Genomic DNA, 16,995 nt, shown 5'->3' with positions numbered 1-16,995 from the left:
CTGCCGCCACGACCATAGCCGCGACCGAAGGCTTCGTCTCCCCATCGAGAATGTCTCGAAGGCAGGCAAAAAGGCAAACCGCGCCTCCTGGAACTGAGGACCCGATTCGTTCGTCCGTCACGCGACTGCACATCATGCGCTTACGTCAACCCACCCGCCCGCTTCGGCCGCCCGGAAGATCGCCTCAATCACAGCCATGTTGGCGATCCCCTCTTCGAGCGGCACCGGCACCTCTCCGCCTTCGAGAATCGCCTTCGAGAACGCATCGCCCTGCATGGTGTACTGATCCGCTGTGGGGAACTCCTCGGTCACAATCCCGCCGCCGAAGATGTCGCCGGTCTCATCGATGAAGAGGCGGGTGGGGCGGTCTTTGGGTGCGTTGAAGGGGATTTCGATTTCGATGCGGCCTTTGGTGCCGACGAAGTGCACGCGCTGGTAGGGAATGGTTTGCGTGCTGCAGGTGAAGGTGGCGTGACCGGCGGGGAATTCCATGAGCGCGGAGGTGAGGCGGTCCGTGCCCAGCGCAGGGTCGCGCTCGATGAGCCCGGCAACGCGTGTGGGTTGAGTGCCGAAGCCGGTCCGCGCCGATTGAATGCAGTAGCAGCCGATGTCGTAAAGAGCGCCGCCGCCGGTTTCGACCTTATTCCGAATGTTCGTCGGGTCCACGTTGAAGTAGCTGAAGAAGGCGCTGACGGCGCGCAGCTCGCCGATGCGGCCCTCGCGCAGCAGCTCTTGCAGGCGCAGCCACTGGGTGAAGCTGCGGATCATGAAGGCTTCACCGATCTTGACCCCGGTGCGCTTGCGCACCTGGAGCAGCGACTCGGCTTCCACCACCGTCATGCTTAGCGGCTTCTCGCAGAGGACGTGCTTGCCGGCCTCGGCGGCCTTGGCGGTCCAGGGGACGTGAAGCTGGTTGGGCAGGGGATTGTAGATGGCGTCGATTTCGGGGTCGGCGAGCAGCTCCTCGTAGGAGCCGTAGGCTTTCTCGATCCCGAGTTCGCCGGCGGCCGCTTTGGCCTTGGCAAGATCGCGCGAGGCGATCGCCGCGACCTCCGAGTACTGCCCCCGTTGCATCCCCGGGATGACTTTCTTCACGCCGATTGCGGCGGTGCTCAAAACTCCCCAGCGCACTTTCCTCGTCATGCCGACATCATATCGGTTCGCGGAGCGATGCGGGGAGCTACGCTGCCCGTTCAAAGCCATGGTTCCGACCTGGATGCCTTTGGCTACACACAGAACGTGGCCCAACAACTCAGATCTCGCCTCCTTAATCGGTTCGGTTGTTGTATCTTGAGCGCGATTCGATCCGACCTCGATAAACGATTTGGCCATGATGCGCTCGCAAAAACGGCTGATTGAGAATTCGCGAGTGCAATTGCCTAATGTGTTGCCGCCGCCTAATCAAGGTCGACCGACGGATATGCTTCGATGTACTCCTCGTCATTCGAGCCCTGGTACGTAATCTTGCGAGTAACAAAATCTACGTCGTAGCGTATAACTCCTGCGCGCCAGCTAGCCTCCAGGAACTCTGGAAACGTGCTTTCACCGGCTTGATCAACTCGAAGGGCTCGAATCAGGGCTTCCCGATGAAAGGCCGGTACGTCCGCAGTTCCCGATACGAGAGGTGTACCCTGCATCATGACCGGCCCGTACTCGGTCAGGAACAAGCTCTGACAGGCTGGAAGAGACCAAATGTTGCGAGTAACCCCGGCCTTTCGAAGGCTCTCGGCGAGGTAAGGAAATCCGCCCACCTTCGGCCGGATAGCTGCTGCTCTCTTCATTGCGGCGTTCAGATTGTCGATTGCGGTGCTCATAAGATCTTCCTTTGTGATGATGTGAATGGATATCGATGCGTTCATTCCAGGGGAACATCTTGCATTCGATGATGTGCTGCGAGCTTGCCGAGCAGCCGATGGAGGGCAGTTCTCTCCTCCGAATGGAGACATGAGAAGAACTTCCGATCGTTATGATCGGCAATGTCCGCCAGTTCAGGAACAACGCGGCGCCCCGCACCGGTCAACGAGAGCAGTTGACCTCGATTGTCTTCGGGGTTACTCCGGCTCCTGACCCAGCCCTTCGACTCGAGTTTGTCGATGATCTTCGAGACCGCGCCCCGGGTCATCCGTAGTGCGTTGGCCATCTCTCCCGGCGTAGACTGAGTCACGTCCCAGAGATGACGCAGCAGGACCCACTCGGCGACGGATGTTTGCTTCGTCTGGAGCGATTGAGCAAATTCCCCTGAGACAGAATTCGAAACTCGACGAAGCCAATACCCCAGGTGGCTTTCAAGCTCGGCGATGGGGGGCCACCTGGATTCAGGTTCCATGGAAGTCATTATGCTTTCCATGGAAACTAAGGTCAACATGTTTGCTGAATTGGTGCCTTCAGTGGCCTTATCGCTCATCCAGCGGGAGGGTCGCCCAGCTGCAGGTCGGTTTACGACTTGGCGATTTATCATTCGTCCAGAGTGAGAATCGGTGAAGTGAAGCGCGCTTTTGTTTCTTCAATCGTGCGCGACAATCAAGCCAGGGGAATGTCGACGGCCGGCACGCTACGCGGCCCGGTGCGCAGGAAACCGTCCAAAAAAAAGTCCTTCGTGGAACAACTCCTTATTAATGGAGGCGCGAATGATTGCGCATGACGTTTTGATCAGCTACTGATTACACCCGTAAATGCGTGGGTGGAGGGTGGATGAATAGATTGAAGATGCCCGTCTGGTGTATTGCAGGCGGACTGATCATTTTGCAGATGATTCTGGTTGCGATCATCGTTCATGGCGAGTCGCTCACCTTCGATGAGGGCGACCATATTTTCGCCGGCTACATGATGTGGCATAGCGGCGACTACGGTCTGAATCCCGAGCATCCGCCGCTGGTGAAGCTGGTGGCGACACTGCCTCTGCTGCAGGAGAGGCTTTGGGTGCCTCCGCTGAAGCAGCGAATGTTCAAGGCAGAAGCGTACCTGGATGGCCGTAATTTTATGGAACGCAATGATGGCCCAGAGCACGCCCTGCTCTTCCGCATGCGCCTGGCAGCGGGTGTCTTTGCGGTGGGCCTCTCGGTGACGGTCTTTCTGATGGGGAGCGAGTTCTTTGGCGAGTCGGCTGGATTGCTCGCTTTGCTGTTGGTCGTCTTCGAGCCCAACGTGCTGGCCAACAGTGATCTGGTCACGACCGATATGGGAGTCGCTTGCTTCTTGCTGGCCACAATCTATTGTTTCTACCGCTGCGCGAGGCAGCCATCTGTGATTCGTCTGTTGCTGACCGGCTTGGCCGCGGGACTCACGCTGTCGGCCAAGCACAGCGGGATTTTACTGGCTCCTATGCTGCTTGGATTGACGCTGGTAGAGATCGCCTGTACTGAGCGGGGACAGCGCAGGCGGATGACTGGGACGCTGTTAGGGGGACTGGCCGCCATCGTGCTTCTCGCGGTTGTGGTGCTCTGGGCTTTCTACGGTTTTCGTTATGCGGCCAGACCGGCAGGGCTGGTGATGAACCCGACGCTGAGCGAATATGCTGCACCGCTCAAGGGGATGAACAGCTGGGTCATAGGACATCTCGCCGACTGGCGTTTGCTTCCGGAATCCTGGCTGATCGGCATGACTGACATCCACTATGCAGCGCAGCAGTATCCCATCTTCCTGCTGGGGCACGACTATGCTCACGGCGTTTGGTGGTACTTTCCCGTCGCGCTGTCCATCAAGACCTCTCTGGGCTTGATCGGTCTGGTGGTTTTGTCCGGTATTGCTTTGTTCAGCGGACGGCTCAGGCAGAGAAGAGAATTAGCGTACCTGGTGGTGCCTGGAGCTATCTATCTGGCGGCGGCGATCCTCAGCGGTATGAATATCGGCACTCGTCATGTTCTGTTCCTGTATCCGCTGGCCGCGTTACTGGCAGCCTCGGGTCTCACAGCGCTCGCGCAGCATAGCCGACGCTGGATCTGGATCGGCGGAGGATTGGTGGCGTGTCATGTCGTTTCTGCCCTGGCTGTATTTCCGGCGGAGATGGCGTACGCCAACGAAGCTTGGGGAGGAGCGGCCAACACACACAAATACCTGAGCGATTCCAGTGTGGATTGGGCGCAGCAACTGCCACACGTGAAGCAATGGGTTGACGCCCATCCTGGCGAAGAGTGCTGGTTCGCCTATTCCGCTTATCCGGTTCTTCGTCCGCAAGCCTACGGCATTCCCTGCCACCCGTTGCCCACGGCCCATACCGCATACGAGATCCTGCCGGTCGAGGTGCCAGAAACCATCCACGGCTACCTCCTGTTAAGCGCAGACGATCTGGAGGCCTGTGACTGGCCCAGCGACCAGTTGAATATCTTCGAGCGATTTCGGTGGATGCCGATGGCGGAGCAGATCGATCACGGTGTGTTTGTGTACCATGGCGATTTCCATGTGCCTGAAGCGGCGGCGTTGGGTGCAGTCGAGAAGTCGACAGTCCTGCTGAGAGAGAACAGGCCCGCAGAGGCTTTGGTTGCGGCAAAGAAGGCCGTCTCTTTGCAGCCGCAGAATTTGCTGGCGCAGATGGCCCTGGGAGATGCCCAGACGGCATTAGGCGACAGCAATAGTGCACAGGCCACCTATGAATTGGCGCTGGCGGCGGCGCATCGACTGGAGGCCGACGCCCAGCCGCTGTTTGTGCCGGATTTAGAGCGGAAGCTGCATCAATGACATCCGTCATAACGTCAGCCGTTAAGTTTTTATTTACGTATGTTGAGGAACTCTGCGCTCTCGCTTCCTTCAGTTTTTCTGCCGGGCTTCGGAGTCACTTTGGCCGAGCGCTACGATCCAGGTGGCTCGCGGAACGGCTCGACAGCAATCCTCTGGTAGAACACTTCCAGCACCGTGAGCTCTTCTGTGCCGCCGGGTGCGTGGAGAACCACCGTATCACCCTCAGCCGACTTCATCAGCGCGCGACCCAGAGGTGACACCCAACTGATGTGGTTGCGGGTGAGATCAACCTCGTCGGTGCCTACGATGCTCACCACTCGTTCCTCTCCCGCGGCGTTGGCATAGCGGACCGTCGCTCCGAAATATGCCTTCGCCTCCCTCTGCCCCGATCTCGGAGCCTCGGGATCCACCACTTCCGCGGCTTCGATGCGTTTGCTGAGGAAGCGAATCCGCCCATCAATTTGCCGTAGTCGCCGCTTGCCGTACTGGTAGTCGGCGTTTTCACTGCGATCGCCATTGCCGGCCGCCCACGCCACCACCTCCGCCACGGCGGGGCGGTCCTTGGTGAGCAGAAACTGGTGCTCCTCTTTGAGGCGCTGCAAGCCGCTGGGCGTTATGTAGTTCTTGACTTGCGCCGCGGGCTCGTCCGGTCGTGGTCTTCTGGTAAAGCCTTTCTGCATTTGTCGTTCTCCGGCACGAATCCAGTGTGGGTGCCCCAAAATGGGCGGATGACGGATATCCGAAGCACCGTATGTCATCCACGTTCAAGGGAATTTCATCTGCCGCCCCATCTGATTTTTTCACGCTTTCCCGACCGCTCGTGAATCCTGCCTGTTGTGACGGCAATGGCGGGCCTGGACGGACTCCTCCCGGCGCCGCGAGGCCGCGCACTGCTCACAGGCCCTGGCACTGGTCTTAGCCCTGTCGTGGCGAAAGCACAACGGCCGACTCAGGAGATGAGCCGGCCGTTGTGCTTTCGCGTTTGTTCTCTCTGGTTTAGTGTTTCCCTTCGTTCGGTTTGTCCCCCCGGGAGAGCACGTCCAGCACCACTGGAGCGAGTCCCGATCGGGTCATCGCGAGCTTCTCGGCGGCGGCCTTGGAAAGGTCGATGATGCGTCCCTTCGCCAGTTCACCGCGATCGGTAATGCGAACAATCACCGAGCGCCCGTTCGTTGTATTCACCACCCTCACCAGGGATCCGAAAGGCAGCGTTGGATGACATGCTGTCATGGCATTTTCATCGAACGTTTCGCCATTGGCCGTTTTCTGGCCATGAAATATCCCGCCATACCAGCTTGCCAGGCCTTTCAGAAGGCCTTTGCGCCGGGTAACGGCAGTTCCCTGAGGAGTCAGCGAGTCCGGCGCAGCATTGGGAGTAGCCGGAACCGAAGGTGGCACAGCAGCGATCAGCTGGGGAACCCGGACATCGGCTTGTACGGTTCGAGTGGCCAGGGTGATGATCACCACGGCTAGTACAAGAGATGTCAGACCAGCTAACAGCCAAATTCGGAGCGGAGTAATCAGGCAACTTGCGCCTGACCTTCGTCGAATTTCCATCCTGCCATTTTACGCTTTTGGTTCTCAAATGTGACCTTTTTAATGCTCGGACTTGCATTCGGGGCTGACGGATGGGTCGATTCTGCCGATCTAAGGCGCCGTGATTTGTGTCACTTACGCGAGATCCCGGGCCGCCGCGTATTTCGCGTATCGAGTGGCGATTGGGCGCCTTAAAAGCCGCTCCTCGCCGCGCGCGGCCGGACAGGGTGCGGGCAGTAACACGGGGGCTTACACCGACGATTCAGGCGCCTTCCCCGGACGGGGGATGGAAATGAAGTGATTTGTCTCACATACTCCGTCACAGATCGGGCCTATAAACGACCTATCCGAAAGCGAATCCGGGTTCGGACGATTGCAAGTTTCAGCCGGCTTACAAGCCAACTGACGTTCGTTGCCCTTCTCCCCAAAGGAAACGATATGCGTATATTGACTCCTACTCCTCAGAAGAAGCCTTCGTCGCGGCAACTTTCAGCAGCTGCCGAGAACATCGTCGCAACGCAGTTCGCAATGTACGGTTTTGACGTGCTGGAGCAGGGACTCCGGGCGCGGGACGTCTGCGATCTGGGGGTGGCGAACGCCAGCGGAGCGATGACGGTGACGGTGTGCGGGAGCTTCCGCGGATTCTGGAACCTGGTCGATCCATTTGTGGGCCACACGACCGAGAGCCTGACCCGCGCCGACTACCATCGCGCTATCGATGGCTGGCTTGAGACGCAGGGCCAGCAGGTGACCTTCTGCCTGGTGCAGTTCGAGACGCCCGACCTCAAGTGCATGCCGCGTTTGTACCTGGCTAAGGCCGAAGAGATTGCGGCCAAGCTGCACGCCGCGGTGGAGCAGCTCGGAGACCCGGCGCTCTACGAGCAATACGAAGTTCAGGACGGCAGCGGACGCCACTTTGTGGAGACCTTGCCCGCCCAGTGGCAGTTCAGGGAACAGCGCATCGCGGAACTTATGGCTCACGAGACCAAGCCCCTGGAATTCAAGTTCTCAGAGTCGGCGGGCTGCCCGATCTGTGCCGCGGCCCAACCCGCCGCCTGTGCGCACTGCCTGCCGATGATGAACTAGCGCGGCTCTACGCATCCGTTTCAGCGCTCGAGCACCTCTTTGAAGGCGTTGAGGGCGACTCCTTTTGCTCTTTGAGGCAAGAGGACATCGGCGCTGCGCGTCGAGTTACGGTGGGAGCCGGTTCTATACTCGTGGGTACGATCGTGGAGCACGTGAGTACAGCACCGAACCCTTCTGTGACCGGCAGTTCGCGCTGGTCTTATCTCCGCCTGGCGGTGGGCATCATTCTGCTTTTTCCGGCTGTGTGGTTCAGCTGGAAGACGATGGATGGGCTGGCCGCGCGCCGCGGGATGCGTACCGACCTGGCGGAGATTACGCACGCGCGCTACGGGATTCTGAGCGCCGATCGGTGGCGCGAGATCATAGGCCCGATGCTGGATGCGCAGGTGGACAAGCTCGATCTCAAGGGGCAGAGCAAGAATCTGCGGCCGATGGTGGAGCGATCCCTGTATACGCTGCTGGACAACATCAAGACGCAGATGACGGCTCCGGCGTCGAAGACGCCGGGCAAGCCGGGCGGCGCGAACCCGATGCTGGTGAACATGATTGTTGCGGGGCTGCGCCCGCACGTGCCGGAGTACACCAGCGTGGTGATGGCGCAGTTGACCAAGCCCGATGTGCAGAAGAGCTTCAAGGATTCGATTCGCAGCGTGCTGGCGGATGCAGTGAAGAACACATTCAGTGCGACGGACATGACCACGTATAACTCGATCCTCAAGCGAAACGGATGCTCGAGCGGCGCATGGTGCGAGGAGAGTCTTGGAAAGAGGATTGAAGAGTCGGACCGCGAGCTGAAGGGCTTTTATCTCACGGTGCTCGGCTCGGCGGCGCTGGGGTTTCTGGTGCTGATGGTGGGAAAGGCAAAGCTCTCGCGGGGCGACGTCGTGGTGCTGATGCTGTTCTGCATTGCGCTGCTGGCGGGCGGCGTGCTGAGCCCGATGCTGGAGGTCGAGGTACGGATTTCGAAACTGGATGCGACGCTGCTGGGCACGCGGGTGGAGTTTCAGGAGCAGTCGCTATACTACCGCAGCAAGACGGTTCTGGAGGTTTGCAGAACGTTGATCGAGATGGGGCGGCCGGAGATGACGCTGGTGGGCGTGCTGGTGATTTTGTTCAGCGTAATTTTTCCGTTGCTGAAGATGCTGGCGCTGGGAGCGTGCGTGATCCGGCCGGCGCTGCTGCGCAGCAGCCGGGTGGTGAAGGTGTTGGCGTTCGAGCTTTCGAAGTGGTCGATGGCCGACGTGATGGTGCTGGCGATCTTCATGTCGTTTGTGGCATTCAACGGCGTGATCGGGAGCGCGTGGGACGGCTTGCGGGAGATGCCGAATATTCAGCAGGTGACGATTCCGACGAATGCGTCGAGGATTCTGCCGGGGTTTTATCTGTTCCTGGGGTTTTGCTTGTCGAGCATCGTGCTTTCGAAGAAGCTGGAGCGGGGGATTGGTTCGAGGGCCGCGACGGAGGCGAACTAGAAAACCTCCGCAGGTCTTGCGCAGGCTGCCCCGGGACTATTTACTATTCGATAAACAATCTTGCGTTTTACGGCTGTTGCGCCGGGGCATTTCTTCGCCGGACTTTCGCAATTCATTCGGGTTCAGGGCGAAAAGCCATGTAACAGATAAACTGAAGTCAAACGGTTTAAAATAAGAACTTTGTCTCTTACTATGCGGTGCGGAACTTGCAGCGAATGGGGGTGAAACCCTATTAGTTTTCTGGTTAACACCGTGCGACGACGAGCGCGGGTGTTGAGCTGAGGAGCGAATTGGACAAAGCACACCCATGGGTTCGAGCAATCGATTATGCGCTGGAGGAAGTTAGTGAGGCTGTGCCGGCGGTCACAAGTGAGCGGACCGATTTGGACCTCACGCCAACGGGGCGGGGAGCCGGGGTGTGAGGATTACCAGCCCATCTGGCGCATGCGCGTGAGGATGAGAGCGCTGTAGTTGTTCATGCGCTCGGGATGGCGCTTGAGCGGCGCGGGCAGGATGGCGGCGAGGCGGGCCGCGCGCTGCGAATCGATGCTGCGCGCGGGAATTCCGTACCAGAGATGACAGGCGGCATCCGCGCCATAGACGGCAGGGCCCCACTCGACAATGTTGAGATAGAGCTCGAGGATGCGCTGCTTGCCGAGCACCAGCTCGGCAATGGGCACGAGGGTGAACTCCGCGCCTTTGCGGAGGACGGAGCGGCCGGTTCCAAAGAAGAGATTTTTGACGAGCTGCTGCGTGATGGTGGAGGCTCCGCGGGTGCGGCCGCCTTCCATGGCGTCATCGGCGGCGATTTGCATCTGCTGCCAGTCGAAGCCGTGATGCTGATAGAAGCGCCCGTCTTCCGCGGCGACCACGGCGTGCTGAAGGCTGGGCGCGATTTGCGCAAGCGGAAGGAAGCGGTAGCGTTCGCGATAGGGCGTGCCGCGGAATGCGGCTTGCAGGTGGCGCTGCAGGTGCACGGCGGTGGTGGGTGGATCGATCCAGCGGAGGGCAACGAGCAGGAGCACGAGGAGGAGCCACGCGGACGCGACAGCAAGGAGGAGACCCAGAGCGAGGGAGCGAAGGGAGGGTCTGCGCCATGAAGTCTTGAAGCGTGAGAAGTTGCGCGGGATCACAGTTCAAATGATAGCGGCGCGCCGGGTTGCGGTTCAGGCGGTGAGGGGTGTGGCGGTACTCTCCATCAGCAGATTCTGGACCTCGGGGCTTTCCATGGGCAGGATGTTGGGCTGGGTGGCGATGACGGGTGTCAGCAGATACTTCCGGTCAGTAAGGGTGAAGGCGAAGTACTGATCGATGCCGTGGTGGATCTGGAGCCAGGCTGCCATGGAAGCGGGGTCGGCGGGGGCGTCGGTCAGGATGCGGTCGTAGATGGATTTGTGGTAGGCAACGGCATGGGTGCAGGTGACGGCGCCGGCCGGGGCGAGGCGGCGGCAATTGGGGAGAGGGGGAAAGTCCTGGCGCCAGCGGCAGGCGCCCAGGTAAAGCATTGTCCAATCGAGGCCGCGGACCTCATGGAGGGCAGTTTGCAGGCCGGCGATGGCATCGGAGGTGAACAGCACGTCGTCTTCAAAGACGAGCACGTTTTCGAGTCCCTGCGCGCGGGCTTCAGCGAGGATGGCGCGGTGCGAGAGCGCGCAGCCCACGTGATGATTGGGTTGAGAACGGATGGCGTCGAAGCGCCGGATTCTGGAGGCGATGCCCAGCTGCGAGAAGCGGGCCGAGGCGTCGCGCCAGCGGGCGGTTTCTTCAGGGAGATTGAGGCAATAGATCGCGTCAAAGAAGTGGAAAGGGTTTTGCAGTTCTGCGTTCACATCGGCGATGATGCGATTGGCATTGTCGCTGCCGAGGTGGGTGCGAAAGTGCTGCAGGACGGGAGCGGGGTCATGGCCTAATTCGTCGGCGATGATCATGTAATTGCGAATGCGGTCTTCCCAGGTGTTCTGGTAGGGGACGCCCAGGGGGCGGCCGAAGCGATGAATCCAGCGAAGGAACGGCAGGCAGAGGGTGCGGCCGCCAGCGCGCCGGAACTTCTCCTGGAGGTAGCCTTCTTCTCCTCCGAAGCCGCGCAGGCGGGGATTGAGGCCGAGCCACGCGGACTTGCGGCAGGCGAAGGCGCCGAGACCCTGCATGTTGATCTCGAACGGGGGCGCGGCGGAGTCGGCGGCGCGGGCGTCGCTGCCCCAGACGCCGTACATGCCGGTGGACCAGGTGAGGTCCATGTGCGTGGAGAAGGAGGTGAGGTCGTCGTAGACGAGCGGGCCCTGCAGGAGATCGCGCGTGTCAGGGTGAGCGCTGAAGTAGTCGAGGAGTTGGCGGAGGGAGCCGGGAGCGAACAGGACGTGGCAATCGACGCAGAGCACGAAGTCGGCGTTGGCTTCGCGGAAGATCACGTCGCGCACGGCGGTGCCCTGGATGCGATCGAAGGGGATGTAGCGATAGTTTTTAACCCAGTTGCCGAGGGCTTTCAGATCGGCTGCGCAGGGTCCGTTGGGGTGATTGTCGACGACGATGATTTCGGATTCGTCGGTGATCTCAGGGTGAAAGAGGCGGAGGGCCTGCACGGTGAAGTAGACGCCGTCGTAGTCGTCGTAGGTGGCCATGCCGATGCAGAGGGCTTTGCGGGATTCGCCATCGCGGTGAGTCGACATGGAGGGAAGCCTTCTCCGTATCAGGTTGAGTGGTCCTACGGCGCTGATGTTTCAGAGGATCTCGATCTGCAACAGCAGGTCACCTGGGCAGGGAACAGCCAATGTGTGGAATTAAATCACATCCTGGAAGTGCCATTTCCCTCCAAAAGAGAGACGAGGTCTTGACGTCCGATGGTGCGCGCCAAGCCGAGCGGGGAAATTCCATTGTTGTTTGCTTTACGCGGGTTGGCGCCATGTCTCAGAAGCTCTTCGATCACCGCAGCATTTGTCTTCTGGCCCCGGATGTTTTCAAAGAGGGGTGTGTTTCCGAAGATATTGACCGGGTCTATCTCCGCACCTGCATCCAGCAGCGTACGGACGATTTCGAGATTTCCGTCTCTTGAGGCAAAATGCAGCGCGGTCCAGAGCTGTCCGCGATCGGCAGCCTGAACATCAGTCCCAAGCTCGAGCAGCAGGCGGATGACGGAAGGGTCGGCACCGTCAGCAAGGATGGCGTGCATCAGTGGGTTGCGGCCATCGCCATCGCTCAGATTCACCTCGGCCTTCGTGAGATGGTTGAGTAAAGCGTGGTCCTTCCGATAGACGGCGCCGAGGATCTGGTTGAAACTGGGCATCTGCCTCCTTTCAGTTGTTACCGGGTCTTTCTCCAATGTGGCTCAAGTTGTATTCTTCGCTCTGCATTTCGAACCACTCGGGGTGGCTGTTGACCCAATCGTTGAATTCTGCCTGACTCATACCATGCTCGCCGGCCTCCACAATGAGACGACGATTTTCCCGCCCATAGATGTGGCCGTACTGATAAGGGGGCTGCCGGACCACGCCGTCGGGGTCGATGTATCTGCCGTCAGGGGTCTTCCTGGTCGCATTCTGAATTGTCTGCTTTGTATCTTTCCTCAAGCTGGGACGTCTCAGGTTGTAACTTTCCGCCAGAGCATCTTCGGCCTGGGTCAGTTGCCGGGCGAGCAGATTGGCTTCTGCTCCAGAGCGGCCGCGGGCGGCTTGCACCTCCGCGAGCGTGAGTCCTTCTATCTCTCGCTTGTCTTTAGCGAAGATTTGCTCCAGGACCTCCCGTTCGTCGGGCTTCAGAGCATCCGTATTGATGGTTCGCTTTCCGGGGATACGCTGTTCGCGGAGCTTCTGGATAATCGCGGGCAACGCCTTCTCCTGTTGCAGTGCGAGTGCGGCTTGCTCCGCGAGATTGGAGATCGTGCTGCCACTTCCCGAACGGTTGGCGCTTTGCCATCTGTCGAAAGACTCGATCACTCCACCGCCACGACGATACTTAGCAAAACGCAAGTCGTCGCCGAAGAGCGTCCCGCCGGGAGCATCCAGCTTGGCCGTGGATTGTATGGCACGCTCCAGTTCTGCGTCGCTCATGGACGCGATGCCGCGAATGGCCCGCATGCGTTCAGTGAGCCGCGCAATCTGCTCCGCTCCTGCCTGTCCAAGCTTCCGCGCAGCGATGATTTCTTCTCGCAGAGCGGGCTGGTTCTCGAGCACGTCGCTGAACAGGACCAGGATATTGGGGCACTTCGGTTCGGAGCACCGGAAGGCTCCCCTGGAGTTGGTGAAGATTTTATGGCCCTCGTCCGGCCCGTGTAAGTCTGCATCGCCGAGGTTAGATTTTTTGAGAGCGGCCTCATCCATTGAGGACGCCCCGGCCTCCAAGCCTTTAGTTCCTGTGTTTTCGACGGCAGCGGCTTCATCCGCGGCGGCGCTCCCCAGCTTCAGCAACTCCGCGTCTTTCGATAGTGCGGAAGCCGAGAGCTGGCCGCCCGGCTCCGCATCGATTTTGATGTTTTCCCCAGCCGCCAATCCCTTGAGATTGCTTTTGACGCCGAAGAACGTGAGGGCTCCCATCCCGATCAACTGGGCGAGGATGCGGAGCTTGGCCATCTTTCTGTCTTCATCGGTGCCCGGCAGGCTGTCAATGTTCCGGAGGGCTTCAATGGAGTCTGCTGCAAGGACGGCGAAGCTGGCGACATCTGCTCCCGCAGCCGCCAGAGTTACGGGGATCAGCAGTTTCCCGGCCAGGGTGCCGACTTCCGCCACACTGATTCCGGCTGCGGCAGCTTCGGAAATCACCACCTGCCCGAGTTTCGCGGAACCGGCAGTGAGGAGACTGGCGGCGATCTGCAATCCATCGACGGCTATGTCTTTGCGCGTGAGCACGCCGGCGCTCTTTTTCTCGATCAGGTCGGCAACTCCCGCGCCGACGCCCACTGCGGCGCCAAGGATGAGTAGTTCCGCGGGAATGGAGGCTCCCGCGGTAACAATGGCCAACCCCACGGCTGCGACTCCGAGGCCAATCCAGGTGAGAAATTCCGATAGGCGCCGGGGTTCGGTACAAGCCTGCACCCAGTTGGTTCCATCGGGGAGAGAAAAGTAGATGCGCCCTTTGGGGAAGCGCAGCTTCGAATTCAGGTCCTGGAAGATGCCCATATCGGGCGTATCCGCGTTGCCTCCGGAACCGCTGGTGACCTTTACCTGCTGTGGGGTCGTCACATCGACGAGGTTCCATTTCCCATCGTCACGGTACATGTAGAAGAAGAGCTGTATGCCTTCGGCGGCAAAATCGGGCAGACCGGGAGTTCCGGCGTTCTCCAGCTTGTCTTCGGGATAGTAGACGGCCCGGACTTTGGTTGCATTGCGGTGTTCCTGAAGCAGATCAGTCAATGCGTGAACACGGCCGCCCATGACCTGGAGTTGCTGGGCCTCGGCATCCCGGCCTTTTTTCCTGAGTTCGCCGGCGATGTAGTTGTCCATTGCATCTACGACGTCGTTGTAATCGGCGAAGACAACCTTCCATCCGTCCTTGTTCGTCGCGTGGGACAGGTCTGACCTGGCGTCGAGGATCAAGCTGTCGAGGTCTTCGTCCCTCACCGGCCCATCCGGAGCCACTACCCGGTCCCAAAACGTCTCGAAGAAGAGTTCCACCGGCAGCCTGGTTTTCTCCTTCAGGTCGTCGGACAACTCATCCTTCGCTACCGCGGGCGCAACGGAGATCATCGCCCGATCGGCTGTGTTCCAGGCGTCGATAACTTCCGGCTGAAGTACGTCCCTGCCTGCTTTGTTGCGCATGGAACTGGACACAATGGTGAGTTGTACAAGGTCCTTTTCTGTGCCTGACAGGTCTTTGTCTGTCTTGTTTTCCTTGTCGAGGTCGCCAGCCCACTGTTGTTTATTGCCGAGTGCCTCGCTCCAGGCTTTGTCTGGATTGTCGGCCCGTTCGATGTAGGCGTCATACTCCGAGGCGGCTACACTCTCCCCTTTTGTGTCCGCATCAATCCAGAAAAAGAGTTTTTTGTCGGAGAATGGCAGGACCGACCATTGGCCCTTGCGGATGCGCGCCGCCTCCTCTTCAAGAAGCTCAGCGTAGAAGCGCGGGCGATATTCGGCGTCGCCAAACAAGACGAAGGTTGATTTGTCGCGCCTCGCGGCGGCGGCGACTTTCAATCCCTCAACGGACTCTGTTTCCTTGATTGCCTCTGCACGCGCGTTCTTTGCCTCCCGATCGTATTCGCGTGCGGCGGTTTCGGGGAAGAGGGTGCGATAGTCTCGTGGGTTGATGCGTTTAGCGGACTGCTCTTCGTCTTGAGCTTCTTCGTCGGTTGCGTTTACGTCATCATTGATTACGTGAAACAACGTGAAGGGCGACACTGTTTCCGCGAGCTTCTGAATCTGCGGCCAGTAGAACTCGGTGTAGATGAAGAACGCTCTGCCGGCTACCTGCTGCCTGGCGAAGCTAATGCCAACGTCGCCGGGCGCCTGGTCGTAGGCGGCCGTCATGTACGGCTGGTAGTTGCGCAGGTACTGTGTGTGCCAATCCTGAGCGTACGCCAGCGCTCCCTCTTTGGACTTCATGTCATATTGCTTGGCGGCGAAGACATCTTCAATCTTCGGCTCGGGGTTTCCATCCACAACTGCGCTGCCCTGGTCGGACTTGGGTTGCCGACGTACCACGCCGTTCTGGGCATCGCGCTGCTGCAGCACGTGCGCGAGTTCGTGTGCTAACAATCGCCCGCCGTCCAGGGAGCCAGGCGCATATTTCCCTGCGGCGAACACTACATCATTTCCAGTGGTGTACGCCAAGGCGTTCACCGCCGCCGCGGACTGGCCAGCAAGAGAGTCAGTGTGGACGCGGACCTGGCTAAGGTCGCGCCCGACGCCTCTCTCCATGAAGGAGCGCACGGAGGGATCAAGGGGGCGGCCGGGACGGCGGAGAGCCTGATGGACGATGGGCGGGGCTTCTCCGGGACTCCGGCCGCCGGTCTGCATGCCGGGACTGGCCCGGCGACGAACCAGAGGACTGCCCGCGAGTTCTTCTTCTCGCTCCTTACATTCTTCACATTCTCCAAATGCCTTGCCTCCGCACGCGCACTTGCGCCTGAGGGCCGACTGGCGACCAGGCGAACCCTGCAGCGGTGAGAAGTTCTGGACCGATGGAGCAGCAGTGGGTTGCATGACCTGCTCGGCCATGCGATCCGCTTCGGTTTCCAGGGGGTCGTCTACAGAGCCGAGGGCAAGTTTGCGCTGCAGGTTTGACCCGAGATATAAGGGCATGCCGGCGGGGGCGCCGGGTGTGGCTGCGGCGCAGAGCTCCGAGAGAGGGGACAGCGGCTCGGGAGACACTTCGGCCTTTTTTTTGGCCTTGGGCTCGGCGATTGCGGAGGCTGCCATGTCTTCGTCGATTCCTCAGTGCGGAGTGTCTTGTGTGATTTTCTTATCCGCGGGCTTTGAGGTACACGGTGTAGAGGGCGGGGTCGGTTTCATCCACCAGGATGGCGCGCCGCGGTAGCTCGGCCGCGCGATAGCGCGTGGCGGTTTCCGGGGCGAACCACCGCGGGCGTTCGGATGAGAGGAGGTCACGCGAAATGGATGTGGACGTCAGGGAATCCGCTTGCAATCCGTCCAGAAAGGCTTGAGTGTCTTCAGGCGAGAGCGAGAAGCGGAGATAGAGAGTGCGCTTGGTGATGACGAGGTCAATGCGGGCGCGCACGTTCAGGGCATCCCGGGGAACAGGAAGGCCTGCGAGCCTTTGAATGTCGGCTTGCGAGGGAAAATCTTCGGACTGGCCAAGCGATCCCAGAGAGTGCATATGGAAACCCACGCAGGCTGCGATGGAAAGCACGATGGCGGCGCCGAGTAACGCCGCGACGCCGGCTCGCCTCATTCCCTGCTGACTTCAGCGACAAGGCGATTGACGAAGATGTCTACGACCCATTCGGAGTTGTTCATGTACATTTCCCAGAAGGTTGGGGTGATGATGCCGGGCCCAGGGTCATTGAAGACGTTGATGACGTCGCCGCGCCAGCCTTTACCGGCTGCGCAGGCAAGCGCGGCGGTGGCGGAGGGCTTCTGTGCTTCATCCTGCGACTCGCGACGCGACTGGGACGCAGCCCACTTTCTTCTCCCGAGGAGGGTGAGGGAGGCCATGAACGAGTCAGCTCCGCGCCAGGTCGGGCGGGGTTTGGCGGCCTAGCTTGCGGTATTCGTCCATGAGGCCGATGTGGATGTCCTGGTACTCGATGGGGCGGCTCTGGACCTGGGCCAGCACGGCG

General features: G+C 59.9%; 14 protein-coding genes. 3 read left to right on the top strand and 11 right to left on the bottom strand.

What is annotated here, in order from left to right; all coding sequences use genetic code 11:
• Nucleotides 1-132: 132 nt before the first annotated feature.
• From VGL22_RS02005 to VGL22_RS01995, 3 genes are all read right to left on the bottom strand, one after another.
• Nucleotides 133-1,143 (bottom strand): Gfo/Idh/MocA family protein, encoded by a 1,011-nt coding sequence (locus VGL22_RS02005; RefSeq protein ID WP_465265200.1) that lies wholly within the window; start codon nucleotides 1,141-1,143, stop codon nucleotides 133-135.
• Between the two features lie 254 nt (nucleotides 1,144-1,397).
• A complete protein-coding gene (locus tag VGL22_RS02000; RefSeq protein ID WP_465265199.1) occupies nucleotides 1,398-1,814 on the bottom strand; it encodes a DUF1398 domain-containing protein in 417 nt (138 codons plus the stop codon).
• A gap of 41 nt (nucleotides 1,815-1,855) precedes the next feature.
• Nucleotides 1,856-2,404 (bottom strand): MarR family winged helix-turn-helix transcriptional regulator, encoded by a 549-nt coding sequence (locus VGL22_RS01995; RefSeq protein WP_465265198.1) that lies wholly within the window; start codon nucleotides 2,402-2,404, stop codon nucleotides 1,856-1,858.
• A 287-nt stretch (nucleotides 2,405-2,691) separates the two neighbouring features.
• On the opposite strand from VGL22_RS01995, the gene VGL22_RS01990 reads away from it, so the two are divergent.
• Complete coding sequence (locus VGL22_RS01990) at nucleotides 2,692-4,674, top strand: phospholipid carrier-dependent glycosyltransferase (RefSeq protein WP_465265197.1); 1,983 nt, start codon at nucleotides 2,692-2,694, stop codon at nucleotides 4,672-4,674.
• A gap of 110 nt (nucleotides 4,675-4,784) precedes the next feature.
• On the opposite strand, the gene greB is transcribed toward VGL22_RS01990, so the two are convergent.
• Together greB and VGL22_RS01980 are read right to left on the bottom strand one after the other, a co-directional pair.
• Nucleotides 4,785-5,354 (bottom strand): transcription elongation factor GreB, encoded by a 570-nt coding sequence (gene greB, locus VGL22_RS01985; RefSeq protein ID WP_465265196.1) that lies wholly within the window; start codon nucleotides 5,352-5,354, stop codon nucleotides 4,785-4,787.
• Between the two features lie 316 nt (nucleotides 5,355-5,670).
• Nucleotides 5,671-6,138, bottom strand: coding sequence for a septal ring lytic transglycosylase RlpA family protein (locus VGL22_RS01980; protein ID WP_465265195.1), 468 nt, complete (start codon nucleotides 6,136-6,138; stop codon nucleotides 5,671-5,673).
• Between the two features lie 510 nt (nucleotides 6,139-6,648).
• On the opposite strand from VGL22_RS01980, the gene VGL22_RS01975 reads away from it, so the two are divergent.
• Nucleotides 6,649-7,296 (top strand): hypothetical protein, encoded by a 648-nt coding sequence (locus tag VGL22_RS01975; protein WP_465265194.1) that lies wholly within the window; start codon nucleotides 6,649-6,651, stop codon nucleotides 7,294-7,296.
• A gap of 152 nt (nucleotides 7,297-7,448) precedes the next feature.
• Nucleotides 7,449-8,768 carry a paraquat-inducible protein A gene (locus VGL22_RS01970; RefSeq protein WP_465265193.1) on the top strand — a complete coding sequence of 440 codons (1,320 nt, stop codon included), beginning with the start codon at nucleotides 7,449-7,451 and terminating at the stop codon, nucleotides 8,766-8,768.
• Between the two features lie 425 nt (nucleotides 8,769-9,193).
• Here VGL22_RS01970 and mtgA read toward each other — a convergent pair whose 3' ends face one another.
• The 6 genes from mtgA to VGL22_RS01940 form a co-directional block, all read right to left on the bottom strand.
• Nucleotides 9,194-9,901 carry a monofunctional biosynthetic peptidoglycan transglycosylase gene (gene mtgA, locus VGL22_RS01965; RefSeq protein ID WP_465265192.1) on the bottom strand — a complete coding sequence of 236 codons (708 nt, stop codon included), beginning with the start codon at nucleotides 9,899-9,901 and terminating at the stop codon, nucleotides 9,194-9,196.
• A gap of 33 nt (nucleotides 9,902-9,934) precedes the next feature.
• On the bottom strand, nucleotides 9,935-11,434 hold the full coding sequence (locus tag VGL22_RS01960; protein WP_465265191.1) for a glycosyltransferase family 25 protein: 1,500 nt from the start codon (nucleotides 11,432-11,434) through the stop codon (nucleotides 9,935-9,937).
• A 116-nt stretch (nucleotides 11,435-11,550) separates the two neighbouring features.
• Nucleotides 11,551-12,048: an ankyrin repeat domain-containing protein gene (locus VGL22_RS01955; RefSeq protein ID WP_465265190.1), complete on the bottom strand. Its 498-nt coding sequence runs from the start codon at nucleotides 12,046-12,048 to the stop codon at nucleotides 11,551-11,553.
• Between the two features lie 10 nt (nucleotides 12,049-12,058).
• The gene (locus VGL22_RS01950) at nucleotides 12,059-16,114 is read right to left on the bottom strand and encodes an eCIS core domain-containing protein (RefSeq protein WP_465265189.1); all 4,056 of its coding nucleotides are present in this window, start codon (nucleotides 16,112-16,114) and stop codon (nucleotides 12,059-12,061) included.
• Between the two features lie 43 nt (nucleotides 16,115-16,157).
• On the bottom strand, nucleotides 16,158-16,607 hold the full coding sequence (locus tag VGL22_RS01945; RefSeq protein WP_465265188.1) for a hypothetical protein: 450 nt from the start codon (nucleotides 16,605-16,607) through the stop codon (nucleotides 16,158-16,160).
• On the bottom strand, nucleotides 16,604-16,870 hold the full coding sequence (locus VGL22_RS01940) for a hypothetical protein (RefSeq protein WP_465265187.1): 267 nt from the start codon (nucleotides 16,868-16,870) through the stop codon (nucleotides 16,604-16,606). The genes VGL22_RS01945 and VGL22_RS01940 overlap by 4 nt, the downstream gene beginning before the upstream one ends.
• Nucleotides 16,871-16,995: the final 125 nt, after the last annotated feature.

Source organism: Occallatibacter sp. (assembly GCF_036502485.1).
Lineage (GTDB): Bacteria > Acidobacteriota > Terriglobia > Terriglobales > Acidobacteriaceae > Telmatobacter.
Note: the sequence above shows the minus strand (reverse complement) of the source record. Positions and strands in the feature narration are given on the sequence as shown.